This is a genomic window from Streptomyces mayteni (genome assembly GCF_054783955.1).
The window spans coordinates 1-25,534 of record NZ_BAAGPR010000114.1 but is presented as its reverse complement, the minus strand read 5'-3'; the positions used below and the strand labels follow the sequence as shown (position 1 = coordinate 25,534).

The following is a 25,534-nucleotide window of genomic DNA, read 5'->3' as shown; positions in this document are numbered from 1 at the left end:
AGGCCGGCGCCTTCGCCGAGCGCGCCGCCCGCGGCTCCTCCGCCCGCCGCGGCTCCCGCGCCGCGGCGCCCGCCCGTCTCCGCCGAGGACGACGTGCCGGCCGAGCCCGACCCGGATCTCGACGACACCGCGCTCACCGGCTACGAGCTGATCGTTCGGGAGCTGGGTGCGACCGTTATTGAGGAGATTCCGCATGAGTGAGACCGACGCATCCTGAACCCGTAGGCTCAGGAGGGTCACGTTCGTCGAGAGCCAGGAGTGAGACCGGCCGTGTTCCCCGGTGGTGGGGTCGATATGCAGCAGCTGCTGCAGCAGGCCCAGAAGATGCAGCAGGACCTGGCCGCGGCGCAGCAGGAGCTGGCCGAGACGCCCGTCGAGGGCTCGGCGGGCGGCGGGCTCGTCAAGGCCACGGTCACCGGTTCCGGTGAGCTGAAGAGCCTGGAGATCGACCCGCGCGCGGTGGACCCGGAGGACACCGAGACCCTGGCGGATCTCGTGGTCGCCGCCGTCCGCGACGCGAACAACGCGGCGCAGGAGCTGGCCAAGGCCAAGCTCGGCCCGCTCGCCCAGGGCCTGGGCGGCGGCGGGGGCCTTCCCGGGCTGCCGTTCTGAGCGGTGCTGGCCTAAGGTGCTGAGGCAAGGCGCCGGCCCAGCGCGCAAGGTGAGGCAGGGCGGCGGCAGCAGCGGCGTGGTCGGGCGAGAGGGCGGGACATTCCGTGTATGAGGGCGTGGTCCAGGACCTGATCGACGAGCTCGGTCGGCTGCCGGGCGTGGGCCCCAAGAGCGCCCAGCGGATCGCCTTCCACATCCTCCAGGCCGAGCCCACCGACGTCCGCCGGCTGGCCAACGCGCTGACCGAGGTCAAGGCGAGGGTCAGGTTCTGCGCCGTCTGCGGCAACGTCGCGCAGGAGGAGCGGTGCCGGGTCTGCCAGGATCCCCGCCGCGACACCACGGTCATCTGCGTGGTCGAGGAGCCCAAGGACGTGGTCGCCATCGAGCGCACCCGCGAGTTCCGGGGCCGCTACCACGTGCTCGGCGGCGCGATCAGCCCGATCGACGGCGTCGGCCCCGGTGACCTGCGGATCAGGGAGCTGCTCGCCCGGCTGGCCGACGGCTCGGTCACGGAGCTGATCCTCGCCACCGACCCCAATCTGGAGGGCGAGGCGACCGCCACCTACCTGGCCCGGATGGTCAGCTCGCTCGGGTTGCGGGTCACCCGGCTAGCCAGCGGGCTGCCCGTCGGGGGAGACTTGGAGTATGCCGACGAGGTCACCTTGGGGCGTGCCTTCGAGGGGAGGCGGCTGCTCGATGTGTAACGCAGGGACCGCAAGCACCACAGGGCTCATACGGACCACATGGACCGTGGGTACCGCAGGGGAGGCGATCGCGTGATGCCCGATGTCGCGCCGAACGAGGAGGAGCTGGCCGCGGCCGGTGGGCCTGACAGCTTCGCCGTGCAGATCACCGACCAGATCGAGAGCTTCATGGTCGCCGTCACGGAGGTCGCCAAGGGCGACGACCCGGACAGCGCGGTGCCCTACCTGCTGCTCCAGATCTCCCAGCTGCTGCTCGCCGGCGGCCGGCTCGGCGCCCACGAGGACATCGTTCCCGAGGAGCGCTACGAGCCGGACACCGGCCCCGACCCCGACATGGACGAGCTGCGTGAGCGGCTGGCCGCGCTGCTGGCGCCGGTCGACGTCTACTCCGAGGTCTTCGACCCCTACGTGCCGCGCTCCACGCCCGTCCCGTCCCGCATCTCCGACGACCTCGCCGACATCATCAGCAACCTGCGGCACGGCATGGCGCACTACCGCGCCGGCCGGATCAGCGAGGCGCTGTGGTGGTGGCAGTTCTCCTACCTCTCCAACTGGGGCCCGACCGCCAGCGCCGCGCTGCGCGCGCTCCAGTCCCTGGTGGCGCACGTCCGTCTCGACACGCCGCTCGCCGAGCTCGACGGCCTCGACACGGACAGCGGCGCGGAGGACGGCGACCTGGAGCGGCAGGCCGGCCGCGTGATGGAGGCCGAGATCGCCACCCCGTTGGGGCTCACCCCAGGGCAGGCTTAGCCACGGTCATGGCCAACAGGGCCATGGCGTCGCACTACTGGGCCGCCGCGAGCCCCAGGGCGCCAAGCCCCAACGGCACGTCCAACACGAAGCAGAACTCCGCCAAGGACCGCGGCACCACCGCGTCCCGCCGGTAGTGGATCACGTCCCACCCACCGTGCGCCGCCAGTGCCAGCCCGGCCAGGGCGAGACCCAGCCGCGGTGTCAGGGCGAGCGCCGCCACCGCGAGTGCGCCGAAGCCGGCCATGGCGATGGTCTGCGCGGTCAACGCCGGACGTGGCGCGCGCGTCATCAGACCCGCCAGGACGAGGGCCAGTGCCGCGACCCCGACGCCGCTCCACCAGGGCAGGCCGGCCACTTCCGCGACCGTCACCACCACCGAGCCGCCGACGATCCCGGCCCAGGCCAGCCACGGCCTTCCCAAGGCCGCCGCACCGAGGTAGCACAGGCACGCCACGCACACCACGGTCGCCACGAATTCCCGCTCGACGCCCGTCGCGAACTGCACGGTCACGGCCGCCAACCCCAGCCCCGCGGGCCAGCGTCGCGGCACGGCCTGCCAGCCTCCCGGCTGACCGGCCGTGACCAGGGGCTTCTCGGTAGTCATACGGTGACTGTGACGCCACGCGGCCACGGCGTCGAGCCAGGTCCGCCCGGTGGTCCGAAATCCTGGGACACCTGTCCGCCAACCGCCGAGGCCCGCCCGTCACCCCCGCGGGCTGAGCAGCAGCAGCGCGATGTCGTCGCCGCGGCCGTCGCCCGTCTGCCCCGTCTGGTGCGAGCGGAGCAGCGTCTCGGCCAGCTCGTCCATGCTCCGCTCCGGCTGTTCGGCGATCCGCGCGAAGTGGCCGGCCAGCGCCGCCGTCGAGTCGTCCAGGTGCTGCCCCGGCCGCTCGATCAGCCCGTCCGTGAAGAGCAGCAGCACCGCGCCGGGCGGCAGCTCGATCTCCACCGCCGGGTAGTCGGCGCGCGGGTCGACGCCGAGCACCGGTCCCGGTGGCACCTCCACCTCGCCGATCCGCCCGTCCGGCAGCCACAGCAGCGGCGGCGGGTGGCCGGCGGTGGCGAGCCTGGCCCGTCGTCTCCCCAGGTCGAGGTGGACGTAGAGGCAGCTGGTGAACAGTCCGGGGTCGAGGTCGTTGAGCAGCCGGTTGGTGCGGGTCAGCACCTCGGACGGCTCGGTGCCGGCCGCCGCGTGGACGGCCGTCCGCACCTGTCCCATCAGCGCCGCCGCCGTCACGTTGTGCCCCTGCACGTCGCCGATCGTCGCGCCGGCGCCGCCGTCCAGCTCGATCACGTCGTAGAAGTCGCCGCCGATCTCCATGCCCTTGGTCGCGGCGAGGTAGCGGGCCGCCACGTCGAGCCCGGGGATGCTGGGCAGGTCACGCGGGAGCAGGTCCTTCTGGAGCCGGCGGGCGAGGCGCTGGTTGGCGTCGAAGAGCCGGGCCCGCTCCAGGGCCTGGGCGACGACGCCGGCCAGCGACGTCAGCAGGGTGCGTTCCTCGGCGGTGAAGTCGTGCGGCCGGTCGTAGGTGACCACGCAGCAGCCGGCCACCCGTCCCGAGGTGACCAGCGGCAGGAACGACCAGGCCGCCGCCCCCGTCCTGGCCCGTCCCGCGACCTCCCGGTCCACGTCGGGGATGTGGGGGTAGCGGCGGCGCATCTCGTCGGGTGAGCCGTAGAAGGTGGGCGTGCCGCCGGCCATGGCGGCGGTGGTCGGGCTGGTGCGGCTGGCCAGCGGCGTCCCGTCGAGCAGGTCCGCGATCTCCGGCGGGCAGCCCCGGTGCCCGACCAGCCGCAGCCGGTCGCCCTCCGTGACGCAGAGGATCAGCCCCTGCGCGTCGAAGGCCGGCAGCAGCTGGTCGGCGACCAGCCGCACCACGTCCGCCACGCCCGCCGCCTCGGTGAGGGTGACGGCGAGCCGCATCACCTGGTAGATCGCCCCGACCCGGGTCGGCGCCTCGGGCGCCGCCTCGGCCGACTCCGAGACGGTTCCGGCGGCCTCGGCCGAGCCCGTCGGCTCCTCGGCCGGCGCCCTGGCCGGGCACATCCGGACGCTGAGTCCCCGGTCGCCCGGGTGCAGGTCGAACCGCAGCCAGTGCCCGGGCGCCCGCCGCGCCGTGAACGACGTCGGCTGGCGGCTGATGACCGCGGCCCTGAACCGGTCCTCGTACGTCGCGTCGGCCAGCCAGGGCACCGCCTCCCACAGCCGCGCGCCGAGCAGCTCGGCCCCGTTGGCGCCGAGCAGCGCGGCGCCGCGCTCGGTGACGAACGCGACCCGGCCGTCCAGCTCGAGCGCGACGGCGCCCTCCGGCAGCCGCTCGGCGAAGTCGGCGGCCGCCAGCGCGTGCGCCGGCTCCGGCATCCGGGTGCGCGGCCGCTCCAGGACCGTCGGCTCCTCGGCCAGCCGCACCGGCCGGCCACGCCGGGCTGCGTCCCGCAGCAGCGGCCCGAGGCGCCGGCAGCCGGCCTCCAGCGGCTCGCGCTCGTGCGGCGGGAGCTGGGACGGGTGCGAGCCGGGCCAGAGCACCATCAGCACGCCCCAGCACTCGCCGTCCTCCCCGTCCTCCCCGTCAGCGCCGTTGTCGGTGAGGATCGGGGCGTGCGCGACGGCGTACGAGTACGGCAGGGGCACGCTCACCCGCGGCCCGCGCCTGTCGTGCCGGCCGCTCTCCTGCCAGATCAGCCGCCGCTCGTTGACGGCCCTGGTCAGCGGCACGGGGACGTCGAGCTGCACCCGCGACCAAGGGCTGGCCACGTCCATCGGGATGCCGGAGACCACGGCCAGCCGTAGCACGCGTTCGCCCGGGGCCAGCAGGAAGACGCCGCCGCCGTAGCCGCCGGTCTCCCTGATGGCCCGATGCATGTGCGGACTCAGCAGCGACAGGTCGCCGTCGTCCGGCTCGGAGCCCGTTCCGGAGCCCATACCAGCACGGTACGTCGCCGGCCGGCGGCCGGCATTCCACGGCGGCCCGGCCCTGCGGGTCGCCCTCTGGCCCGGGCGGCGGGCCGCTGGCACCATGGGACCACGGGGGGTGACGGGGCCGATGCGGGACGGCGACGAGCACGACGGTCTCCGGCAGTGGGCCGAGGCGCGGGACGGTGCCAGCATCTTCCAGGCCGGCCGTGACCTGCACGTGGTGTACGTCGCGGACGTGCGCGCCGCCAGGCGTGCGGCCGCCGCGCCGGCGCACGCCGGTGAGTGCCCGTACCCCGGCCTGGCCTCCTTCGAGGAGGCGGACGCCCGCTGGTTCCACGGCCGGGACGCGCTGATCGCCGAGATCCTGGTCGGTCTCGACGCGAGGCTGTCCGTGGCTCCGCCGGGGCCGCTGATCGTCGTCGCGCCGTCGGGCGCCGGCAAGTCGACGCTGCTGCGCGCCGCCGTGCTGCCCGCGTTGGCGCGCGCCGCGCCCGACCGGCCGCGCGCCGCCGTCCGCACGCCGGGGGCGCGCCCACTCGACGTGCCGCTGGAACCGGACGCGGCGCTGGTCGTCGACCAGCTCGAAGAGCTCTTCACCCTCTGCGAGGACGAGGCGGAACGGGTCGCGTTCCTCGACCGATTACAGGAGCACGCCAGGCGCGCGCCCGTGATCTGCGCCCTCCGCTCCGACTTCTACGCCCGCGCCGCCGACCACGCCGTGCTCCGCACCGCCCTGGCGACCCGGCAGGTCGTCGTCGGCCCGCTCACGGACGACGGCCTGCGCGAGGCCATCACCCGCCCCGCCGCCGAGGTGGGCCTCGACGTCGAACCCGGCCTGGTCGAGCTGCTGGTGGACGAACTCGGCCACGCCGAGGCCGGCCGACTCCCGCTCCTCGCCCACGCGTTGCGTGCCACCTGGCAACAACGCGAGGGCTCCGTCCTGACGGTTGACGGCTACCGCGCCACCGGCGGTATCCGCCGCGCCGTCGCCACCACAGCGGAGACGACATACGCGGCGCTCGACTCGGACGCCACCAGGGCCGCCGCCCGCACCCTCTTCCTCCGCCTCACCCGCATCGGCGCCGACGGCACCGACGACACGAGGCGCCCGTTGCCGGCCACCGACCTCGACCCGGCCGCCCTCGACGCCTTCACCGCGGCCCGCCTCCTCACCCGCGACGACGACACCGTCACCATCACCCACGAGGCGCTGCTGCGCGCCTGGCCGCGCCTGCGGGAGTGGATCGACGAGGACCGCGCGGACCGGCTGGTCCGCCAGCAGTTGGAGGAGGCAGCCACCGACTGGGACCGCGCCGGCCGCGACCCCGACCTACTGTGGACCGGCAACCGCCTCGCCGCCGCCGAGAGTTCACCGGTCGACCGGCTGTCGGCCACTGCCACCGCGTTCCGCACGGCCGCCCACGGCCGGGCGCGCCGAGCCACCCGGCTCCGGCGCGGATTCACCGCCTTCGTCGCGGTGTTGGCGGTGCTGGCGCTGGGGGCGGCGTACGTTGCCAACCAGCAGGCGTCCACGGCCGAGGCCGAGCGCGACACCGCCCGATTCCGCCAGGTCACGGCCACCGCAGAGGAGTTACGCGAGTCCGACCCCTCCCTGGCTGCACAGTTCGACCTCGTCGCCCAGGCGATGCGCCCGGACGATCCCGGCACGCGAAGCCGCCTGCTCGACAACGCCAACAGCGTCCTTTCCACGCCGCTGGTCGATCTGGCAGATCCGGTCTTCAACCGGGCCGCGGGGCTGCTCGCCGCCTTCACCGACGACACCGTGCGGCTGGTCGACATCAGCGGTCCGCCGGGTCGCGAACCGCCGCGTACCCCGCTGCCGGGCGATCCAGGGAACGGCAGGGCGATGGCGTTCAGTCCGGACGGCACCTTGCTTGTCACGACGCACTTGGACGACTCGGTGCGTCTCTGGGACGTGGGTGATCCGGCTCGGCCGGCGTTGCTGGGCGGCCCCGTGACGGCCTCCATCGTCCCGGAGCGGGTGATGTTCGGGCCGAGCGGCGAGGTTTTCGTCACGGTGTCCGGGGACGGGCCCGCCCAACTCTGGAGCGTGACAGGACAGGACCGTCCATCGCCGCTCGGTGACCCGCTCCCCAACATCCAAGAGGGCGCCTGGTCAGCGGAGTTCAGCGAGGACGGCAGGCTGCTCGCCGCGCGGGGAACGAACGGGACCGTCCAGGTGTGGGACGTGACCACACCCACCAGACCCACCGCACTCGGCGAGCCGCTCACCCGTGAAGGGACGGCGGTCGCCGCCATGGCGTTCAGCCCGGACGGCAGCACGCTGGTGACGGGTGACGACATGGGCGCCGTGCAAACGTGGGACGTGACGGGCGGGGGTGCGCCCGAGAGCCTCGACGTACCCGTGATCGACCATCTCGGCGGCGTCTCAGCGGTGGCCTTCCTCCCGGACGGACAGACCTTCGTCACAGGCGGCGCGGACGGTGGACTCGCGATGTGGGACCTCGACGAAGGGCGGATGACTGTTTCCACCGGCGGCCCGTCCGTCCCCGGCCACCTCGGAGGCGTCGACCTGTTGGCGCCCAGCCCAGACGGCCCCTTCCTTGCCAGCGCCAGCGCGGGGCCAATGGGTTCGGCCGAGGCGAGCGTGCGGCTGTGGGTCACCAACGCCACCGGTACGGGGCCCGTGCCCTTCGGTCCGCCGCTCACCGGCGACACTATGCCCACGCTGCTCGCCTGGAGCGCCGATGGCCGGACGCTGGTCGCTGGCGACGATGGGGGGATCGTGCGGCTGTGGCGGGTGCCCGCCACGATGTTGACCGATACGCGGCTGGCCGGTGCTGACATGGAGCAGGCGATCGGGCCGGATGGCGACACTCTCACCTTCCCGACGCTTGACGGGTTGATCAGCTGGGACATGTCCGACCCCGGCCAGCCGGAACCACTCAGCAGTGAATGGACATGGCCGACCGAGTCGAGTGTGTGGTCCCTCGCGCTGAGCCCGGACGACGCGACGATGGCCACTCTCGACCTCGATGGAACGCTCGAACTCTGGGATGTGAGCGATTCGGTGGGGCCCGTGAGACGAAGCGGTGTCCGACTCGGTGAACAGGGAGTGCCAGATCGCATCACCTGGTCCCCCGACGGCACGACGTTGGCCCTGTCCAACCCGTCATACGATGCCGTGCAACTCTGGGACGTCCGGGACCTGAGTCGTCCCACCGACCGGGGTGTCGTCCTGGCAGCCAGAGCCGAAGCGGTGTCGGCTGCCTTCACCCCCGACTCTCAGATCCTGGCCGTGGGAGGCGGGTACGGCGAGGAGGCGGTCGTGCGACTGTGGGCGGTTGGCGAGGGCCAGGCCGCCCCGGAAGCCCCGCTCGGTGAAGTTCGTACCGATGATGTCGGTGGCGTGTCCGCGATGGGCTTCACGCAGGACGGCCGGACGTTGGTCACCGGCGGGGGCGGCGGAGGTCCCGGCAGCAGGAGCACGCTTCGTTTGTGGGACCTCACGGACCCATCCGAGCCTGACCGGCTGGGCGAAATGCCGGACGCACACGGGACCGGCATCCGCGGAGTGGCGGTAAGCCCAGCCGACGACTCCCTGCTCGCCAGCCTTGGAGACGACGGGCAACTGCGACTGTGGGACATCCGTGAGCCCGAGCAGCCTCGGCCTTACGGCCAACCGCTGGGCGGCGACACGGTCGAGTTGGCCTTCGGCCTTGCCTACGCCCCGGACGGCGACGTGCTGGTCACCCGGACCGAGGACAACCTCCGGATCTGGGTTCTGGACCCCGACAGCAACCGGGACGTCATCTGCGACGCGACCCGCGGCGCCCTCACCCCCGAGGTGTGGGAACGGCACCTCCCCGACCTGCCCTATCGCCCGCCGTGCGAAGCTCGGTAACAGCTCACCGGTTGCTGGACAAGAACGGGTGAGGCAGAGGGGACGAAGCATGACTCGGATTCTCGTCGTGGACGGCGATGAACCCTTCCGTGAGGCGCTGACCAGGCTGTTGTCCGCCGAGCGGTTCGATGTCGCCGCCGCGGCGACCGGCCGCGAGGGGCTCGAACGACTGGAGAGCGACGGCGCCGACCTCGTGTTGCTCGACGCCGTGCTGTCGGACATGTCCGGCCTCGAGGTGTGCCGGCAGATCCGCGGCCGCACCCAGGCCGCGGTGATCTTCGTCACCACGCGCGACTCCGAGATCGACCGCGTCGTCGGCCTGGAGATCGGCGGGGACGACTACGTCACCAGGCCGTTCTCCAGCCGCGAACTCGTCGCCCGGATCCGCGCCGTGCTGCGCCGCCGCGCCGACTGGTCCCCACCGGAGGAGGACGAGTCGGCCGCGCTTGAGGCCGGCCCGGTGCGGATCGACGTCGAGCGTCACATCGTCGCCGTCGACGGCCGCCAGATCGGCCTCCCGCTGCGGGAGTTCGACCTGCTGACCCTCCTCCTCCGCAACGCCGGCCGGGTCCTCACCCGCACCCAACTCATGGACCGCGTCTGGGGAGCCGACTACGTCGGCGACACCAAGACGCTCGACGTCCACGTCAAACGCCTCCGCGACAAGATCGAACCCGACCCCGCCACCCCACGGCACCTCCTCACGGTCCGCGGACTCGGCTACAAGTTCCAGCCGTGACGCGGACGTTCCGCTAATCGGGCCAGAAGACGGACCGCACCGCGGCGACGGTCAGCACCTCGGGCCCGACGTAGTAGCGGACGGCGACGCCCGCCACCTCCGCGTCGCGCCGGTCGCGTTCACCGTTGACCGGCACCGAACCGCCGCCGTAGGGGGACATGGCGAGCACGCTCATCCCGGCGTCGAACCGCGACCTGAGCGGCTCGGGCAAGGCCCCGTGCGCCGACTCGGCCACCCCCGCGTACGCGACGCGAAACCGGCCGCCGGTCACGCCGCCCCCTGACGACCCACGTCGTCAGCCGGCTCGCTCTCGCTCATCGCGCTCTCCTCCGATTCGGGTGGTTCCGGCACGTTATCCCCTTCTTCCCGTTCTGCTCGCAAGACGAACCGTTCATGGGCGATGGCCCCCGCCACCGCCTCGCACAGCGCGTTGGCGTCGGTGATCACGCTCGCGACGGCCGCCGGCGCGACCAGCCAGCGCCGGCCGCAGATCGCGCGCCGCCCGTTCGCCGCGCTGGCCCGCGGCGCGGGCCACCGCATCGTGCCGTCGGCGACGGCCACCGTGCCGGCGATCGGCGGCCAACTCGCCGCCGTGCCGCACGGCACCAGGAACTCCACGGCGCCGCGCAGCGGCACGTCCAACACCAGGCCGACCGGCTCCTGCGCCCGCCGCAACCGGTGCAGCGACGCCTCCCCGAGGTCACGCGTCAACCGCACGACCTCCCACAGCACCCCGATCCGCACCTCCATCGCGCGATTCCACCGCCACCGCTCCCGGGCCACGTCGCTGGCAGCCCCGGTCGCCACCGCCCACGAAAGGGCGGAAGTTTCGTCGTTCATGGGGAAGACGGTGGCCGAAGCCGCCATACTCTGCCCAGTGACGGAGTGGGTACGCAGTGTACGTACCTGCCTCACGGAGGAGGCGGCGCGATGGCCAAGGACCCTCAACTTCCCGTCGTTCACCGATACTTCGGGAAGCAGTTGCAGCTGTGGCGCGCACACGCGCAGGTGCGGCGCGAGGACATCGCGGAGGTCGCGGGGTACTCCGTCGACACCATCAAGTCGGTCGAACAGGGCCGCCGCCCCGTGCCGCCGCGCCTCGCCGAGGTCTCCGACGAGATGTGCGATGCGCGGGGGAAGTTGGTGGCCGGTCTCTCCTACCTGAACCAGGAGAAAAAGTTCCCGGAGCGATCGCAGGACTTCTTCGAGTACGAGGCCGACGCGATGGTGTTGAACTCGTACCAACCGCTGCTCATTCCTGGCCTGTTGCAGACCGAGGCCACCATCCGGGCGCTGCTCAACGCCCACCGCCCCACCCTGGACGACGAGCTCATCGAGGCGCGGGCAACGGCGCGACTCGCGCGGCAGGCGATCCTGACCCGCACGCCGCTGACGAACTTCAGCTTCGTGATCTACGAGGCCGCGCTGCGCTGCCCGGTCGGTGGCAGGGATGTGTACCGGGCCCAGCTCGAACACCTGCTGAAGCTGGCGGAGTTGCGTAACGTCTCGCTCCAGGTGTTGCCCTTCGATCGGGGCGCCCACGCGGGCCTCAACGGGCCGATGGTTCTGCTGGAGACGCAGGACCATGACCATTTCACCCTGGTCGAGGGGCAGTCGCTCAGCCAGTTCACGTCAGACGCGGAAGAGGTCAGTACGCTCGCCCAACGCTATGGAATGATCCGGATGCAGGCTCTCAGCGCGGAGGAGTCCGTCCGTTTCATCCAGCGATTGGTCGATGAGCTATGAGCGACGAACTGGCTTGGTTCAAGTCCAGCTACAGCGACACCGAGGGCAGCGACTGCGTCGAGGTGGCCAACGCCCTGGCCGTCGTCCACCTGCGCGACTCCAAGACGGCGCCCGCCGGGGCCCCGCGCCTCACCTTCCGGCCGGCCGCCTTTGCGGCCTTCCTCGGCACCGTGCGCTGAGTCCGGCGCGCGCTCACCGCAGTTCGACGGTGATGTGCGGGGAGAGGGCGCGGAGGAAGTCGGGCGCGTCGAAGACGGCGCCGGCGGAGGCGACGCCCACCGTCTTGGCCCGTCCGGCCAGGACCCGGTGGATCGCTTCCACCGCGAGGGGGGCGCTGACGGCGTAGATGTCCTGGCCGCTCGCCACGGCGCGCCGTTCCGCGCCGCCGGAGCGCACGACGACGTCGACGAGGAAGGTCTGCGCGGACCGGCCGTGCTCGTCGACGGCGGACGGCGCGGGTGTGTCGGCGGCCGCCAGGTCCGCGGCCGCTTCGGTGGTCATGTAGGTGCGCACCTCGGGGAGGGGCAGGTGGCTGGGGACGGTGACGACGTCGGCCATGCTGAACTCGCCGATCACCTCGCGGGCCCCCAACGGGTGAGGGAAGGGCCACTTCAGGGTGGGCGGGGCGTCGTCGCGGTACTCCAGGCGCCCCTGGCTGAAGCGGACGCGCCGACCGTCCCTGCGGTCGCGCGAGACGGTGCCCGCGGCCCGGGTCCCGGCGGTGGGGTGCCAGCTGTTCAGGCCGTAGGCGACGTGTGCCTCGTCGGCCGCCGTCCAGTCGCCCATCGCCGTGGTGACCAGCAGGTCGCCGAGGCCGCCGAAGAAGGCCATCGCGGGGACCAGCACGGTGCCCGCGGCGCGGGCACGATCCGCGAAGTGGGTGAAGGTGTCGAGGTTGGCCTCGATCTCGGCCGCCACGTCCACGTACGGGATGCCGGCGCGCAGCGCCGCCTCGATCACCGGGGCGGCGGTGGTGGCGAAGGGGCCGGCGCAGTTGACGACGGCGGCCGCGCCGGCCAGCGCGCGGTCGAGCGCGGCCGGGTCGTCGACCGAGGCCGGCCGGACCTCAAGACCCGGGTGGGAGGCCGCGAATGCTCGCAGCTTGCCTGCGTCGCGCCCGGACAGGAGCGGGACGAACCCGCGATCCAGCAGTTCCGCCACCACGAAACGCCCGGTGTGCCCGTAGGCGCCGTACACCGCCACCGTGTGAGCCGTTGCCATCAGTTCTCCCGCAGTGCTTGAACTATCAACTGCCTCCATCCTGGCGCTGTGTGCTCCACCCGCGTGAGCGTCTGGAACGACGCGATGCGTACAGTTTCGGACATGAGTTCTGTCGCGCTGGCCGTCACCGACGGGATGCTGCACTACGAACTGTCCGTGGCCTACGAGGTCTTCGCCTCCGCCCCGGACGCCGTGAGCGTGCCCTGGTACGACGTCGCCCTCTGCGGATCGGGCACGGTGCGGGCCGGCCTGTTCCGCCTGGAGGTCGACCACGGTCTCGATCGACTCCCGCACGCCGACACCGTGATCGTCCCCGGGTGGGCCGACGTCGACGTGGACCCGCCCGCCGACCTGGTCGACGCGGTGCGCGCGGCCCACGAGGCGGGCGCGCGAGTCGCCTCCCTCTGCACGGGCGCCTTCGTGCTGGCCGCCGCCGGCCTGCTGGACGGCCGACGCGCGACCACGCACTGGGCGCACACCCGGGAGCTGGCCGCCCGCCACCCCCGGGTGACGGTCGATCCCGACGTGCTCTATGTGGACAACGGCAGCGTGCTGACCTCCGCCGGCAAGGCCGCCGCGATGGACCTGTGCCTCCACCTCGTCCGCCTCGACCACGGCTCGGCGATCGCCAACACGGTCGCCCGCCGCCTGGTCGTGCCCCCGCACCGGGCCGGCGGCCAAGCCCAGTTCGTCACCGCCCCGGTGCCCGCCCGGGACGACCACCCGCTCGCCGAGCTCCTCCCCTGGGTGATCGAGCGGCTGGACCATCCGCTGACCGTGGAGGACCTCGCCCGCCGGGCGAACATGAGCTCGCGGAACCTGGCCCGCCACTTCAGGTCGGTGACCGGCACCACCCCGCTGCAGTGGCTACAGACGCAGCGCATCCGGCGCGCCCAGGAGCTGCTGGAGGCCACCGGCGACAGCGTCGACGCCATCGCGGCGGCCACCGGCATGGGCACCGCCACGACGCTCCGCCGGCACTTCAACCGCACCATCGGCGTGCCTCCGGACGCCTACCGCCGCACCTTCCGCAGCTCGCACGGCTCGCGATCCGGCGCCTGACGGCCAGCGGTTGACGGCCGGCGGTTGACGGGGCGGTGAGCCGTCAGGCCCCGGCGGGCTCCGCCCACTCCACGAACTGGACGACCACCCCGTTGGGGTCGGTTATCTGGAAGAGCCGCTCGCCCCAGGGCTCTTCGCGCAGCGGCATGGTGATGGTGACCCCCTCCTCCCGCAGCCGCCGCTCCTCGGCGTCGAGGCCGTCGACGGTGAAGGCCAGGATGAGGCCGGCGGCGTGCTGGTCGCGCTGCTCGGCGGGCAGGACGTCGATGCCGCGACGCAGCAGGACGATGTCGACCGCCCCGCCGTCGTGGGCCAGCGAGGCGAATCCTTCGGCGGAGACCGTCTCCCGGTAGCCGAGGTGCCTGGTGAAGAAGGTGTGGGACGCGGCCACGTCGTCGACGGTGAGCGAGACGGTTGATGCGGTGATCTTCAAGTGGCCCTCCAGGAAAAAACTTACGACGAGCGTAATCTTACGTCGAGGGGATGAAGGGGGTCAACAGTTTTTTACCACGGGTGTAAGATTTCCTCATGGCTGGTGAGACGACAGGGCTTCGAGAGTCCAAGAAGCGGGAGACGCGGCAGCTGATCTCCGACCAGGCGACCCGGCTCTTCCTGGACCGGGGCTTCGAGCAGACGACCATCGCGGAGATCGCCGCCGCGGCCCTGGTGGCCAGGAAGACCGTCACCAACTACTTCGCGCGCAAGGAGGACTTGGCGCTCGACCACCACGAGGAGTTCGTCGCCAGCCTGGCCGTGGCCGTCGCGGAGCGCGAGGCGGGGGAGTCGGCGCTCGGCGCGCTGCGGCGGGCCTTCCTCGGCGCGGTCGAGGAGCGCGATCCCGTGGCGGGGTTCAGCGGCCCGGCCTTCTCCCGGATGATCGCCGAGAGCCCGACGCTCACCGCCAGGCTGCGTGACCTCCACGACCAGCGGGAGCACGCGTTGGCCGAAGCCCTGGCGGCGGCCACCGGAGCCGTCGCCGACGACTTCGGCACTCGCGTCGTCGCCAGTCAACTCGCGGCCGCCCACCGGGTGTTGTTCGAGCGCGTCCAGGAGCTCACGTTGGCCGGGCACGACAACCACCGGATCGCCGCCGAGATAGCCCCGGAGGCCGTCCAGGCGTTCGACCTGCTGGAGCCCGCCCTCGGGGGCTACGCCGTCGCGCGCTGACGCCTGGCCCGCGGAGCGTCAGTCGAGCTGGCCGGCCTGGTGCAGGTGGTCGAAGATCAGCTGGTCGACGAGGGACACCCGGTCGCGGTCGGCGTAGCCGAGCCAGGCGAGCTCCTCGATCTCGGCGCTGGCTTCGAGCGTGCCCTGGTAGTCGGCGGTGTAGCACGCCATCCGGACGGTGATCCCGCCGGCCTTGCCGTGCGCCTGGGCCTCGAACGTCCCCGCGTGGACGGCGGTTTCGGGGCGGATCGCGACCGTGAGCTCCTCGGCGATCTCGCGGACGAGGGTGTCGACGTCGCTCTCGCCCGGCTCGCGCTTGCCGCCCGGGAAGTAGTAGGCGTCCTTGCCGCGGGAGCGGGTGCTGAGGATCTTCCCGTCCTCCAGCCGGAGCCAGGCGATCTTGTCGATGGTGGTGGTCATGGCCGTCGGTGTCCTCGTCGCTCGTGGTGCCGCGTGGACCCGGGTGGTCCCGGGGGCCCCGCGTCGTGCCGCGTGGTCGTTCGCGGTCGTCACGCTAACGGCTCGACCGGGCGGCGGCGCACCCGGCCAGGCCGTCGGCCATCCGCCGCATGAAGCGGGTCAGGTACCACCGCCAGAACGGTCCTGAGAGGCGCGGCTTCGGCACGAAGACGGCGGACCAGGTGATGTCGGTGCCGCCGTCCGGCGTCTCGGCCAGCTCGACGGTGCCTCGGCCGGCTCTCCGTCCCCGGGATCGGTTCACCGATCGGTCGCCCTCGGATGGCGCGTTCCCGCGTAGGTGATCCACACGGTGCGTGTCGCGTCGTCGACCAGGTACCAGATCCGGCCGCCGGCGGTGACCTCGTACTGCTACTGCTCCAGAGCCATTCCTCGGCGGCGCACCCGCGCCAGGGTGCCACGGAGGCGATGGTGCCTCTCCGTTGGCGGGATCGGCCGGGGCTCGGCGCGAACGGCGTCGAACGCCTTCCGCAGGTTGCCGGGCGCCGCGCGGCTCAACTCCTCCCAGCCCTTGGCGCTCTCGGCGTCGTCGAAGCGGAGGTCGTACTCGGTGGGAAGGGGAGGCGGGGCAGCCCGTTCGCCGCGCTTGGGGCTCACTCGTCACCGCCGTCGGGCGGGGGCACGGGGCCGTAGTCGTCTCCTGCGGGGCGGGTCAGGCGCGCGTGAAGCTCCGGGTCGGCGTGGGCTTCGGCCGTGTGCTTCCACTCGACGAGAAGCTGCGCGATGGGAGCCGTGACCCCCAGGGAGGCGGAGGCCGCGACCGTCTCGGTGAGTTCGGTCGCGAGTATGCGGACGTCGTCGGGCGGAAGGAAGCGGACCCAGGGCAGCGCGTCGGGCAGCACCGCCTGGATCAGTGCCGGGCCGCCCTCCTGGCGGAGCAGCGAGACCAGGAGCCGGGCCGTCAGATCGATGACCTCGCCCTCGCGCTCCGCCCGCTCGGCCGGCATGACGACCAGATCCTCGGCGTCCCGGCGGCGCAGCCGTAGCGCGCGGACCGAGGCCAGGCGGCCCGTCGCGGCCGTGGGGCGCTGAATGAACTCGGTGAACGGCAGGTCCTCCAGCGAAGCGGTCATGGTTCCACCGTACCCCAAGGGTAGTGTTGAGGTCCTTGGTCGAGGCGCCGCGCGCGCCTCGTGCCCGACCTCGTCCGCGGCTGGAATCGCTTCCTGACGTTCGTCCCGATCGCGCATACGGTGCAGGAACTTACTGGCGCGTCAACTTGAGGGAGGCGACGTGTTGCGAGGTCGCTTGTACCGTCCGGCGTTGGGTCTCGCCGCCATGGCACTCGTGCTGACGGCCGCGCCGGCGGCCGGGGCCGAGGGGGACGAGGAGGACGAGGGCGGATGGTCGCGGTCGTTCTACTGGGGGGTGGCGACCTCCGGCTACCAGAGCGAGGGGGACGCCCCGGACAGCAACTGGCAGCGGTGGGTCGAGGAGAACGCCGGGCGGGACGGGGTCGACCCGTACGGGGAGGCCGTCGACTTCCGGCACCGGTACCCGGAGGACATCGCGCTCGCCGCCGAGATGGGCGTGAACACGTTCAGGTTCGGGGTGGAGTGGGCCCGGGTGCAGCCCGCGCCAGGAGTGTGGGACGAGGCGGAGCTGGCGTACTACGACGACGTCGTGGCCCGGATCCTCGACGCCGGGATGACGCCGATGATCACGCTCAACCACTTCACCGAACCCGGCTGGGTGACGGACCAGGGGAGTTGGGCGGCCGCGGAGACCGTCGAGGACTTCCTCGCCTACAGCGAGCGGATCGTCGCCCGCTACCAGGACAGCGGCGCCCTCTGGGTGACGTTCAACGAGCCGCTGGTGCTGCTCAACCACGAGCTGACCGTGGGCGCCCTCGAGTGGTGGGAGTGGCTGCCGGCGCGGGCCAACGTCGTGGACGCGCACCGGCGCGCCTACGACCTGATCCACGCGATCGACGACGACGCCAAGGTGACCAGCAACCAGGCCTTCATCAGCGGCTTCAACGGCGTCACCGACCTGTTCTTCCTGGAACAGTTCGCCGACAAGCTGGACTTCGCCGGGATCGACTACTACTACGGCCTCAGCCTCGACAACCTCTCCGTGATCGCCGCCGCCTCCGGCGCGTTCTGGGACGTGCGGCTCCAGCCGGAGGGCATCTACTACGCGCTCCGCGCCTACCACCGCCGCTTCCCCGACCTGCCGCTGTTCATCGTCGAGAACGGCATGCCGACCAACAACGGGGCCCTCCGCGACCCCGAGGTCACCAGGGCCGACAACCTCAACGACACCATCTACTGGGTGCAGCGGGCCAAGGCCGACGGGATGAACGTCATCGGCTACAACTACTGGTCCCTGACGGACAACTACGAGTGGGGCACCTACCGGGCGCGCTTCGGCCTCTACACGGTCGACGCGCTGAACGACCCGACCCTGGAGCGCCGGCCCACCGACGCCGTGCCCGCGTACGCGGCGCTCACGGAGGGCGGCGGCGTGCCGGCCGGCTACGAGCTCGTCACGCGTCCCGGCCTCTGCAACCTGGTGGACTCGCTGGCCAGCTGCCTCGACCCGGCGCGCGAGGACGGGGCGCTTGCGCCGTTGGAGTGAGTCGCGCGCGTCGGCGTGCGTCGATGTGAGTTCCGGCACGTTTCCCCGTTGTTTCCGTGTGCCTACTCCGCGGAGCGGGCAGGGCTCGTCGCTGAACAGGCGGACGAAGCGGTCCGCTCGGTAGAATCCGACCGGCCATGGTCCCCTTTCGGTCATGAAAGAGCAGTCGGCCATGGAAGAGCGAGAGAGAACGAGAGGCGAGCACCCGTGGGCCTTGTCGTGCAGAAGTACGGTGGCTCCTCTGTCGCTGATGCCGAGGGCATCAAGCGCGTCGCCAAGCGTGTGATCGCGGCGAAGAAGAACGGTCATCAGGTGGTCGTCGTCGTGTCCGCGATGGGCGACACGACGGACGAGCTGATCGACCTCGCGAGCCAGGTGTCCCCCGTCGCCACAGGGCGCGAGCTGGACATGCTGTTGACCTCCGGCGAGCGCATCTCGATGGCGCTGCTCGCGATGGCGATCAAGGCGCTCGGACACGAGGCGCAGTCCTTCACCGGCAGCCAGGCCGGGGTCATCACGGACTCCGTGCACAACAAGGCGCGCATCATCGACGTGACGCCTGGACGCATCCAGAGCTCGGTCGACGCCGGCAACATCGCGATCGTCGCCGGCTTCCAGGGCGTCTCCCAGAGCGGCAAGGACATCACCACCCTCGGCCGCGGTGGCTCCGACACCACCGCCGTCGCCCTGGCCGCCGCGCTCCAGGCCGAGGTGTGCGAGATCTACACCGACGTCGACGGCGTGTTCACCGCCGACCCGCGGGTGGTCAAGAAGGCCAGCAAGATCGACTGGATCTCGTTCGAGGACATGCTGGAGCTGGCCAGCTCCGGCTCCAAGGTGCTGCTCCACCGCTGTGTGGAGTACGCGCGCCGCTACAACATTCCGATCCACGTGCGGTCATCCTTCTCGGGACTGCCCGGTACCTGGGTCAGCACCGCACCGCTTGGAGGTCAACCGATGGAGCAGGCGATCATCTCGGGGGTTGCCCACGACACCTCCGAGGCCAAGGTCACGGTGGTGGGCGTGCCCGACAAGCCGGGCGAGGCGGCGACGATCTTCCGGGCCATCGCGGACGCCGAGATCAACATCGACATGGTGGTGCAGAACGTCTCCGCCGCGTCGACCGGGCTGACCGACATCTCGTTCACGCTCCCCAAGGACGAGGGCCGCAAGGCGATCGAGGCGCTGGAGCGGCGGCGCGACACCATCGGCTTCGACGCGCTCCGCTACGACGACCAGATCGCCAAGATCTCGCTCGTCGGCGCCGGCATGAAGACCAACCCGGGCGTGACGGCCACCTTCTTCGAGGCGCTCTCCAACGCCGGCGTGAACATCGAGCTGATCTCGACCTCCGAGATCCGGATCTCGGTGGTGACCCGCGAGGACGACGTCAAGGCGGCGGTGCGCGCCGTGCACTCGGCGTTCGGGCTGGACACCGAGACCGACGAGGCCGTGGTGTACGGAGGAACCGGCCGTTGAGGCGGAAGCGGGAGATGTGGGGATAGAGAGGGTATTACCACCGGATTTGGTCGATGGTGGCCAGATGTGAAGCTCCCGTGACCAAGTCGTAGGGCTGAATGGCTTGCTCCAGGCCAAGGGCCCGGGAGACGATTTCAACTCCCCGTACCGCGAGCGCAACCACGGCGGTGCGGGGAGCGTCTTCAGCTGCCCTCCTCCGGGGCGCGAGAGGCTCTTCGGTTAGGACTTTTCGGGCAGGTGGTCGATGTGGGGGCGAAACACTCGATACGCCACCCATGTCGAGCCACGTACAACCTTCGCGGGGGAGAACGTGTCCAACTGGCGTGGCAGAGGTCCTGGATTTCCCGGCAGTGCCCCCACGACGGCTCCCTCGACCAGGATCGTCGCGCGGGGTCGGCGCGCGTGGTGGCATGCCCGTGATCGCGCCCCTGCCGGCGCGCGAGCCGGCGATCGGCGTCAGCGTGCCTGGCAGTACGACTGAGGCCACGGACGACGCGATGGCCGAAGGCACCACCATCGACCTCCTCACCGAGACGTACCGCGCGCACTATCGTTCGCTGCTCGGTCTCGCGGCGCTGCTCCTCGACGACACGGCCTCCTGCGAGGACGTCGTCCAGGAGGCGTTCATCCGCGTGCACTCGGCGCGCGGCCGGGTCAGAGACCCGGAGAAGACGCTCGCCTACCTGCGGCAGACGGTGGTGAACCTCTCGCGCTCCACGCTGCGGCGCCGGATCCTGGGGATGAAGCTGCTCTCCAAGCCGCTGCCGAACATGGCGAGCGCCGAGGAGGGCGCGTACGAGCAGTTGGAGCGCGCCGACCTGATCAAGGCGATGCGGGGGCTCCAGCGGCGGCAGCGCGAGGTGTTGGTGCTGCGGTACTTCGCGGACATGACGGAGGCCGAGGTCGCCAGGACGTTGGGGATCTCGGCCGGCTCGGTGAAGGCGTACGGCTCCCGGGGGATCGCCGCGCTGCGGGTCGCCATGGAGGCGGCGCGATGACCCACGGCCCTACCGGGCCGAACGGTCCGAAACGACCTCGGCCGAACGGCCCTGCGGGCGGCCCTGCCGGGCCGAGCGGTCCGAAGGGGCCGGGGGACGCGCGGCGCGTGGATGGCCCTGCGAACGGCCCTGCCGGGCCGAGCGGTCCGAAGGGGCCGGGGGACGCGCGGCGCGCGGATGGCCCTGCCGGGCCTGGTGGCCCGGACGACCCGTGGCGTCCCGACGACGAGGCCGGCGCCGCTGGCGCGGCGCGCGGCGCGGGAGACGCGGAGCGGACGCCGGCGGAGCCGGCCGAGAGCCACCGGCCGCCCGCCGGCCGCGAAGGCGCGGCGGAGGCGTGGCCGTATGCCGACGGTGAGGCTGGGCGCGAGGACGCGAACGCCGCCGGGACCGGCAGGGGTGTGGCCGTGAACTCCCCGGCGAAGCCGGGGGACGGTGGCGAGGCCGAGATCCGGCAGTTGTTCCGGGATGCCGTCGGCGGTCTCGAGCCGTCCGCGCAGGCGTTGGAGCAGTTGCGGGAGGCCGTGCCGATGCGGCGTCGGCGTCGCCGGCGGATGTGGTTGGGCGCGGCGGCCTCCGTCGCGTTGTTCGGGGTCGGCGCGCCCGTCGTGATGTCCGCGGCCGAACACGTGGGCGGCGGTGGGGGCGAGGCGACCCTGGACGCCGGCACCGACCGGACGGCCGGCGGCGAGCCGGCCGGCGGTGGTGACGCGGGCGAGGACGGCTCGCATCCGGCCGGTGGCGACACCGAGGCGCCCGGCCGGCCGGGCGACGGCGCGGAGACCGACGGGCAACCGCCGGCCACCGGCGACGAGGAGGGCTCCGCCACCACGCGGGACGGCTCGGAGATGAGCCTGTCCTCGCCCACCTGCGCCCGCACCCAGCTCGGGGAGGCGCGGACCACGACCGAGTCGCCGGACGCCGAGGGGCGGGTCTACGGCACGATCCGGCTGGTCAACGTGTCGAGCTCGCCGTGCCGCGTCGCCGGCAACGGGGAGTTGGCCGCGCTGCCGATGGGCATGGCGTCGGCCGACTCGATCCAGATCGTCGACCGCACGGAGGGCGACCGCGCGGAGCGGCTGCCGACCCCGGACGAGACGCTGGAGGAGCTGGTGCTGCCGCCTGGCGAGGCGTACGAGGTGCAGTTCGCCTGGGTGCCGAGCGTCACGGCGATCGACAGTTGCGACGTGGCCACCGAGCCGGCCGGCTCCGGCGGCCCCTCACCCAACCTGGAGCGCGGCGAGCCCGCCACCGACGAGCCGACGGCCACCGGCGGGCCGGGCCCCGACGACGTCTCGGGCGAGGACGGCGGCGGCGGTGCGACCGGCGAGACCGGCACCGGCGGCGAGAGCACGGGCGGCACGGGCGGCGCGGGCGGCACCGGCGAGACCGGCGGCGAGAGCCCGGGGAGCGGAGCGAGCGGGGAGACCGGCGGCACCGGCACCTCGGGCGGCGACACGTCGGGCGGCACGGTCGGCGGCGACGGCGTGGACGGCACCACCGACGGCGTCGTGCTGCGCTACACCCCGGCGGCCGGCCAGCCCGAGGCGGCGCAGATCAGGCTGGAGGGCTCGTGCTCCGGCACCATCTACCGCACGGGTGTTCTCCAGGCCCCGACCGAATAGTCGCGGACGGGCGGAAGTACCGTTGGAGCCGTGTACCGGTTCCTGCTCACGCCGCGCTGGTGGGCGATCAACGTGTTCGTGCTGCTGGCGATCCCGGTCTGCCTGGTCGCCGGCATGTGGCAGCTCGGCCGCTTCGAGGACCAGGTGGCCAACCACCGGGAGCAACAGGAGCGGGCCGAGCGCGGCCCCGGCGATCCCCGGCCGCTGGCCGAGCTGCTGCCGCTGACCACCGAGACGGTCGGCGAGCAGGCCGAGGCGCGCGGCACCTTCGACGTCGATGGCCAGCTCCTCGTGCCGGGTCGGCAGTTGGAGGGCGAGCTCGGTTTCTACGTGCTGACCCCGCTGCTGCCGGCCGACGGCGGGCCCGCGGTGCCGGTGGTGCGCGGCTGGCTGCCTGGTGAGGCCGACCCGGCCGCCGTGCCGGCCGCGCCGGCGGGCGAGGTCACGGTGGTCGGCGCGTTGCAGGCCGCCGAGTCGCCCAGCAAGGTGGACGGCCCGACCGAGGGGCTGCCGGCCGGGCAGCTCGGCGTGATCAGCGCCGCCTCCCTCATCAACGTGCTGTCGTACCCGGTCGGCGACCCCTGGATCACGGTCACGGACGCCGTCGCGCCCATGACCCCGGTGCCGGCGGTCGCGCCGACCGGCACCGGGCTCGACATGGACGCGTTCCAGAACCTCGGCTACACCGCCGAGTGGTTCGTCTTCGCGGCCTTCGTCGTCTTCATGTGGTTCCGGCTCGTCCGCCGCGAGGTGGAGGCCAGGCAGGACGCCGAACTCGCCCTCGTCGCGACGGGCGAGCCCGGATCCGGGCCCGGGCCCGGGGCAGCGCCCGAGCCCGAGCCCGATGTCACCGTTGAGCCGGCAGGTGTTCCCGCGCGAACCGGATCTCCTGCGCCACCTGCTTGATCCGCTCCTCCACCACCAGCGAGCCGTGCCCGGCGTCGTAGCGGTAGACCTCGTGCGCCGCGCCACGCGCCGCCAGCCGGTCCACGTAGTTGTCGATCTGCCGGATCGGGCAGCGCGGGTCGTTGACGCCGGCCGAGAGGTAGACGGGCGCCCGCACGTCGTCGACGTACGTGATCGGCGACGAGGCCGCCCACCGCTCGGGCTGCTCCTCCGGGGTGCCGCCGAGCAGCGTGCGGTCCATCGCCTTCAGCGCCTCCATCTCGTCGTGGTAGGCGGTCACGTAGTCGGCGACCGGCACCGCGGCCACGCCCACCGTCCAGGCGTCCGGCTGGGTGCCGAGGCCGAGCAGCGTCAGATAGCCGCCCCAGGAGCCGCCGGTGAGGACGAGCCGCGCCGGGTCGGCCAGGCCCTCGGCCACGCACCACTCGCGGACGGCGGCGATGTCCTCCAGCTCGATCAGGCCGACGCGGTGCTTGAGCGCGTCCGTCCAGGCGCGCCCGTAGCCGGTGGAACCGCGGTAGTTGACGCGGACGACGGCGAAGCCGTGGTCGAGCCAGGCGGCCGGCCCGGCGGCGAACGCGTCGCTGTCGTGCCAGGTGGGGCCGCCGTGGATGTCGAACACGGTCGGGTAGGGCGCCTCGCCGGTGGCCGGCCGCTGGATCAGCGCGTGCACCGTGCCGCCGGGGGACTCGACCCAGGCGTCGGTGACCGGCAGCGAGGCGGGCGGCCGCATGCCGGGCGGTTCGAGCACGGTCGCGCCGCTGGTGGAGCGGATCCGCGGCGGCTCGGCGGCCGAGGACCACAGGTACTCGGCCGAGCCGTCGGGGCGTGCGGTGGCGCCCGAGATGGTGCCGGCCGGGGTGTCCACGCGCCGCGTCTCGCCGCTGGCGAGGTCGTGGCGGAAGAGCTCGGAGCGCGCCTGGTGGGAGTGCTCCACCAGCAGCGCGCCGGCGTCCGGGTACCACTCGGCGTCGACGTCGCCAGGCAGGTCGAGCCCGGGCTCGGTGAACTCGCCGGTCAGCGGGTTCCAGATCGCCGGCTCCCAACGGCCGCGCCGCTGGTGGCCGATGAGCAGCCGCGGGTCGCCGTCGACGGGCGCGAAGCCCAGGACGGTCAGGCCGAGTTCGCGGGTGCCGCCCTCGGTGTCGTCGAGCTCGGCGACCGGGCTGCCGTCGAGGCGGACGACGCGGATCGCGGAGTGCATCGCGTCGCCGTGCTCGGTGTGCTCGATGGCCAGCAGCGTGCCGTCGTGCGAGAGGTCGCCGACGCCGCCCGACTCGCGGTGCCGGTAGATCTCCACCGGCTCGGCGGCGCCGGGGCGCGCCACGTGCACGGTGGTGCCGTCCTCCTCGGTCATCCGGCCGACGACGACGGTGCCGTCCCGGCCGAGCGCCAGGCCGGCGGAGTAGGCCGGGTCGAGCCCGGGGACGGCCGGCTCGTCGGGGCCGCCGTCGAACGGCTGCCGCTGCCAGACGCCGAACTCGTCGCCGTCGGTGTCGGCGAACCACCAGATCCAGGCGCCGTCCGGGGTGAGCGTGCCGTGCGCGGTGCCGTTGGGACGGTCGGTTGCCTGGCGCCGCTTGTCGCTGTCGCGGTCCCAGGCGTAGAGCTCGAAGGTGCCGGTCGCGTTGGAGACGAAGAGCGACCGCGCGGGCGCCTCGTGCGCCCACTGCGGCAGGCTCACGCGGGGCGCGCGGAATCGCTTCTCCCAATCGGGCATCTCGGGCGAGTCGGGCGAACCGGGCGCCGCGCTGGCGGCGTTGACGTCGTCGGTCATGTGCTCAGTTCTACCTGAACGCCGCCAGAACGGCCCCCGGGATCTCGCCGGCCGCGTGCCCGCGCCGACTCACGCCTCCGGCGCCAGCTCCACCTGGAGCTCGACCTCGACCGGCGCGTCGAGCGGGAGCACCGCCACGCCCACCGCGCTGCGCGCGTGCTGGCCGCGCTCGCCGAAGACCTCGCCCAGCAGCTCGCTCGCGCCGTTGATCACCTGCGGCTGGCCGGTGAAGCCGGGCGCCGAGGCGACGAAGCCGACCACCTTGACGACGCGCGCCACCCGGTCCAGGTCACCGACCACCGACTTCACCGCGGCCAGCGCGTTGAGCGCGCAGACCGCCGCCAGCTCCTTGGCCCGCTCGGCCGAGACCTCGGCGCCCACCTTGCCGGCCGCCGGCAGCGCGCCGTCCACCAGCGGCACCTGGCCCGAGGTGTAGACGTACGGGCCGGTCCGCACGGCCGGCACGTAGGCCGCGACCGGCGGCACCAAAGGCGGCAGCCGCAGGCCCAGTTCGGTCAGTCGCCGCTCGACGGCGCTCATGCCTCGTCCTTGGGGCGCTTGAAGTACGCGACCAGCTGCTCCGGGTTGGGGCCCGGGATGACCTGGACCAACTCCCAGCCGTCCTGGCCCCAGTTGTCGAGGATCTGCTTGGTCGCGTGCACCAGCAGCGGCACGGTGGCGTATTCCCACTTAGTCATGCGGCTCACTCTAGCCAGCCGCCACGCCCGTCACGTCCGCCACGTCCGCCACGGTCTCCTCGGGCGCCACGGTCTCCTCGGGTGCCAGCCCGACCCCGGCCGCGGCCCCCGCCGCGAACGCGGCGGCGAAGGCGTCCGCGCCCAGGGCGGCACGGGCGGCCGCCGTGGCCCGGTCGACGTCCCGGCG

General features: G+C 72.7%; 27 protein-coding genes and 1 pseudogene. 15 read left to right on the top strand and 13 right to left on the bottom strand.

From position 1 onward, the window contains the following. From ACYVPE_RS33165 to ACYVPE_RS33150, 4 genes and pseudogenes are all read left to right on the top strand, one after another. A pseudogene (locus ACYVPE_RS33165) lies at positions 1-201 on the top strand (DNA polymerase III subunit gamma/tau); the annotation flags it as partial. Between the two features lie 93 nt (positions 202-294). Continuing rightward, positions 295-612: a YbaB/EbfC family nucleoid-associated protein gene (locus tag ACYVPE_RS33160; RefSeq protein ID WP_461037499.1), complete on the top strand. Its 318-nt coding sequence runs from the start codon at positions 295-297 to the stop codon at positions 610-612. A gap of 104 nt (positions 613-716) precedes the next feature. Continuing rightward, positions 717-1,316, top strand: a complete 600-nt coding sequence (gene recR / locus ACYVPE_RS33155) for a recombination mediator RecR (protein ID WP_461037498.1) — start codon at positions 717-719, stop codon at positions 1,314-1,316. Between the two features lie 75 nt (positions 1,317-1,391). Further along, complete coding sequence (locus ACYVPE_RS33150; RefSeq protein WP_461037497.1) at positions 1,392-2,066, top strand: DUF5063 domain-containing protein; 675 nt, start codon at positions 1,392-1,394, stop codon at positions 2,064-2,066. 34 nt (positions 2,067-2,100) lie between these two features. On the opposite strand, the gene ACYVPE_RS33145 is transcribed toward ACYVPE_RS33150, so the two are convergent. Both ACYVPE_RS33145 and ACYVPE_RS33140 read right to left on the bottom strand, forming a co-directional pair. Next, on the bottom strand, positions 2,101-2,673 hold the full coding sequence (locus tag ACYVPE_RS33145; RefSeq protein WP_461037496.1) for a hypothetical protein: 573 nt from the start codon (positions 2,671-2,673) through the stop codon (positions 2,101-2,103). Positions 2,674-2,772: 99 nt separating this feature from the next. Next, positions 2,773-4,992, bottom strand: coding sequence for a SpoIIE family protein phosphatase (locus tag ACYVPE_RS33140; RefSeq protein WP_461037495.1), 2,220 nt, complete (start codon positions 4,990-4,992; stop codon positions 2,773-2,775). 94 nt (positions 4,993-5,086) lie between these two features. On the opposite strand from ACYVPE_RS33140, the gene ACYVPE_RS33135 reads away from it, so the two are divergent. Then, positions 5,087-8,872, top strand: a complete 3,786-nt coding sequence (locus tag ACYVPE_RS33135) for an nSTAND1 domain-containing NTPase (protein ID WP_461037494.1) — start codon at positions 5,087-5,089, stop codon at positions 8,870-8,872. A 49-nt stretch (positions 8,873-8,921) separates the two neighbouring features. Then, entirely contained in the window at positions 8,922-9,611 is a 690-nt protein-coding gene (locus tag ACYVPE_RS33130) for a response regulator transcription factor (protein ID WP_461037493.1), read from the top strand. A gap of 13 nt (positions 9,612-9,624) precedes the next feature. Here the strand turns inward: ACYVPE_RS33130 and ACYVPE_RS33125 are convergent, their stop codons facing one another. Then, complete coding sequence (locus ACYVPE_RS33125; protein ID WP_461037492.1) at positions 9,625-9,882, bottom strand: hypothetical protein; 258 nt, start codon at positions 9,880-9,882, stop codon at positions 9,625-9,627. Next, on the bottom strand, positions 9,879-10,451 hold the full coding sequence (locus tag ACYVPE_RS33120) for a hypothetical protein (RefSeq protein WP_461037491.1): 573 nt from the start codon (positions 10,449-10,451) through the stop codon (positions 9,879-9,881). Before ACYVPE_RS33120 ends, ACYVPE_RS33125 begins: the two co-directional genes overlap by 4 nt. A gap of 90 nt (positions 10,452-10,541) precedes the next feature. Here ACYVPE_RS33120 and ACYVPE_RS33115 point away from each other — a divergent pair, with 90 nt between their 5' ends. Then, positions 10,542-11,357: a helix-turn-helix domain-containing protein gene (locus ACYVPE_RS33115; protein WP_461037490.1), complete on the top strand. Its 816-nt coding sequence runs from the start codon at positions 10,542-10,544 to the stop codon at positions 11,355-11,357. Then, on the top strand, positions 11,354-11,536 hold the full coding sequence (locus tag ACYVPE_RS33110) for a DUF397 domain-containing protein (RefSeq protein WP_461037489.1): 183 nt from the start codon (positions 11,354-11,356) through the stop codon (positions 11,534-11,536). Before ACYVPE_RS33115 ends, ACYVPE_RS33110 begins: the two co-directional genes overlap by 4 nt. Positions 11,537-11,549: 13 nt before the next feature. On the opposite strand, the gene ACYVPE_RS33105 is transcribed toward ACYVPE_RS33110, so the two are convergent. Next, the gene (locus ACYVPE_RS33105) at positions 11,550-12,578 is read right to left on the bottom strand and encodes a saccharopine dehydrogenase family protein (protein WP_461037488.1); all 1,029 of its coding nucleotides are present in this window, start codon (positions 12,576-12,578) and stop codon (positions 11,550-11,552) included. A 102-nt stretch (positions 12,579-12,680) separates the two neighbouring features. Here ACYVPE_RS33105 and ACYVPE_RS33100 point away from each other — a divergent pair, with 102 nt between their 5' ends. Next, on the top strand, positions 12,681-13,640 hold the full coding sequence (locus ACYVPE_RS33100) for a helix-turn-helix domain-containing protein (RefSeq protein ID WP_461037487.1): 960 nt from the start codon (positions 12,681-12,683) through the stop codon (positions 13,638-13,640). Between the two features lie 43 nt (positions 13,641-13,683). Here the strand turns inward: ACYVPE_RS33100 and ACYVPE_RS33095 are convergent, their stop codons facing one another. Further along, on the bottom strand, positions 13,684-14,073 hold the full coding sequence (locus tag ACYVPE_RS33095) for a VOC family protein (protein WP_461037486.1): 390 nt from the start codon (positions 14,071-14,073) through the stop codon (positions 13,684-13,686). Positions 14,074-14,168: 95 nt separating this feature from the next. On the opposite strand from ACYVPE_RS33095, the gene ACYVPE_RS33090 reads away from it, so the two are divergent. Next, complete coding sequence (locus tag ACYVPE_RS33090) at positions 14,169-14,807, top strand: TetR/AcrR family transcriptional regulator (protein ID WP_461037485.1); 639 nt, start codon at positions 14,169-14,171, stop codon at positions 14,805-14,807. An 18-nt stretch (positions 14,808-14,825) separates the two neighbouring features. Here the strand turns inward: ACYVPE_RS33090 and ACYVPE_RS33085 are convergent, their stop codons facing one another. The 4 genes from ACYVPE_RS33085 to ACYVPE_RS33070 all read right to left on the bottom strand — a co-directional run bounded on the left by ACYVPE_RS33085 (position 14,826) and on the right by ACYVPE_RS33070 (position 16,357). Beyond that, a complete protein-coding gene (locus ACYVPE_RS33085; protein ID WP_461037484.1) occupies positions 14,826-15,227 on the bottom strand; it encodes an NUDIX hydrolase in 402 nt (133 codons plus the stop codon). A gap of 94 nt (positions 15,228-15,321) precedes the next feature. Then, a complete protein-coding gene (locus ACYVPE_RS33080; protein ID WP_461037483.1) occupies positions 15,322-15,528 on the bottom strand; it encodes a hypothetical protein in 207 nt (68 codons plus the stop codon). A 107-nt stretch (positions 15,529-15,635) separates the two neighbouring features. Continuing rightward, a complete protein-coding gene (locus ACYVPE_RS33075; protein WP_461037482.1) occupies positions 15,636-15,881 on the bottom strand; it encodes a hypothetical protein in 246 nt (81 codons plus the stop codon). After that, complete coding sequence (locus ACYVPE_RS33070; RefSeq protein ID WP_461037481.1) at positions 15,878-16,357, bottom strand: hypothetical protein; 480 nt, start codon at positions 16,355-16,357, stop codon at positions 15,878-15,880. Before ACYVPE_RS33070 ends, ACYVPE_RS33075 begins: the two co-directional genes overlap by 4 nt. 190 nt (positions 16,358-16,547) lie before the next feature. On the opposite strand from ACYVPE_RS33070, the gene ACYVPE_RS33065 reads away from it, so the two are divergent. The 5 genes from ACYVPE_RS33065 (at position 16,548) to ACYVPE_RS33045 (ending at position 22,872) form a co-directional block, all read left to right on the top strand. Further along, entirely contained in the window at positions 16,548-17,864 is a 1,317-nt protein-coding gene (locus ACYVPE_RS33065; protein WP_461037480.1) for a glycoside hydrolase family 1 protein, read from the top strand. A 207-nt stretch (positions 17,865-18,071) separates the two neighbouring features. Next, the gene (locus tag ACYVPE_RS33060; RefSeq protein ID WP_461037479.1) at positions 18,072-19,343 is read left to right on the top strand and encodes an aspartate kinase; all 1,272 of its coding nucleotides are present in this window, start codon (positions 18,072-18,074) and stop codon (positions 19,341-19,343) included. Between the two features lie 323 nt (positions 19,344-19,666). Next, entirely contained in the window at positions 19,667-20,341 is a 675-nt protein-coding gene (locus tag ACYVPE_RS33055; protein WP_461037478.1) for a SigE family RNA polymerase sigma factor, read from the top strand. Between the two features lie 407 nt (positions 20,342-20,748). Continuing rightward, entirely contained in the window at positions 20,749-21,966 is a 1,218-nt protein-coding gene (locus tag ACYVPE_RS33050) for a hypothetical protein (RefSeq protein ID WP_461037477.1), read from the top strand. 30 nt (positions 21,967-21,996) lie between these two features. Further along, on the top strand, positions 21,997-22,872 hold the full coding sequence (locus ACYVPE_RS33045; protein ID WP_461037476.1) for an SURF1 family protein: 876 nt from the start codon (positions 21,997-21,999) through the stop codon (positions 22,870-22,872). On the opposite strand, the gene ACYVPE_RS33040 is transcribed toward ACYVPE_RS33045, so the two are convergent. The 3 genes from ACYVPE_RS33040 to ACYVPE_RS33030 all read right to left on the bottom strand — a co-directional run bounded on the left by ACYVPE_RS33040 (position 22,814) and on the right by ACYVPE_RS33030 (position 25,347). Continuing rightward, positions 22,814-24,649 (bottom strand): S9 family peptidase, encoded by a 1,836-nt coding sequence (locus tag ACYVPE_RS33040; protein ID WP_461037475.1) that lies wholly within the window; start codon positions 24,647-24,649, stop codon positions 22,814-22,816. The genes ACYVPE_RS33045 and ACYVPE_RS33040 overlap by 59 nt on opposite strands. Before the next feature lie 69 nt (positions 24,650-24,718). Then, complete coding sequence (locus ACYVPE_RS33035; RefSeq protein WP_461037474.1) at positions 24,719-25,189, bottom strand: RidA family protein; 471 nt, start codon at positions 25,187-25,189, stop codon at positions 24,719-24,721. Further along, entirely contained in the window at positions 25,186-25,347 is a 162-nt protein-coding gene (locus ACYVPE_RS33030) for a DUF4177 domain-containing protein (RefSeq protein ID WP_132816448.1), read from the bottom strand. Before ACYVPE_RS33030 ends, ACYVPE_RS33035 begins: the two co-directional genes overlap by 4 nt. Positions 25,348-25,534: the final 187 nt, after the last annotated feature.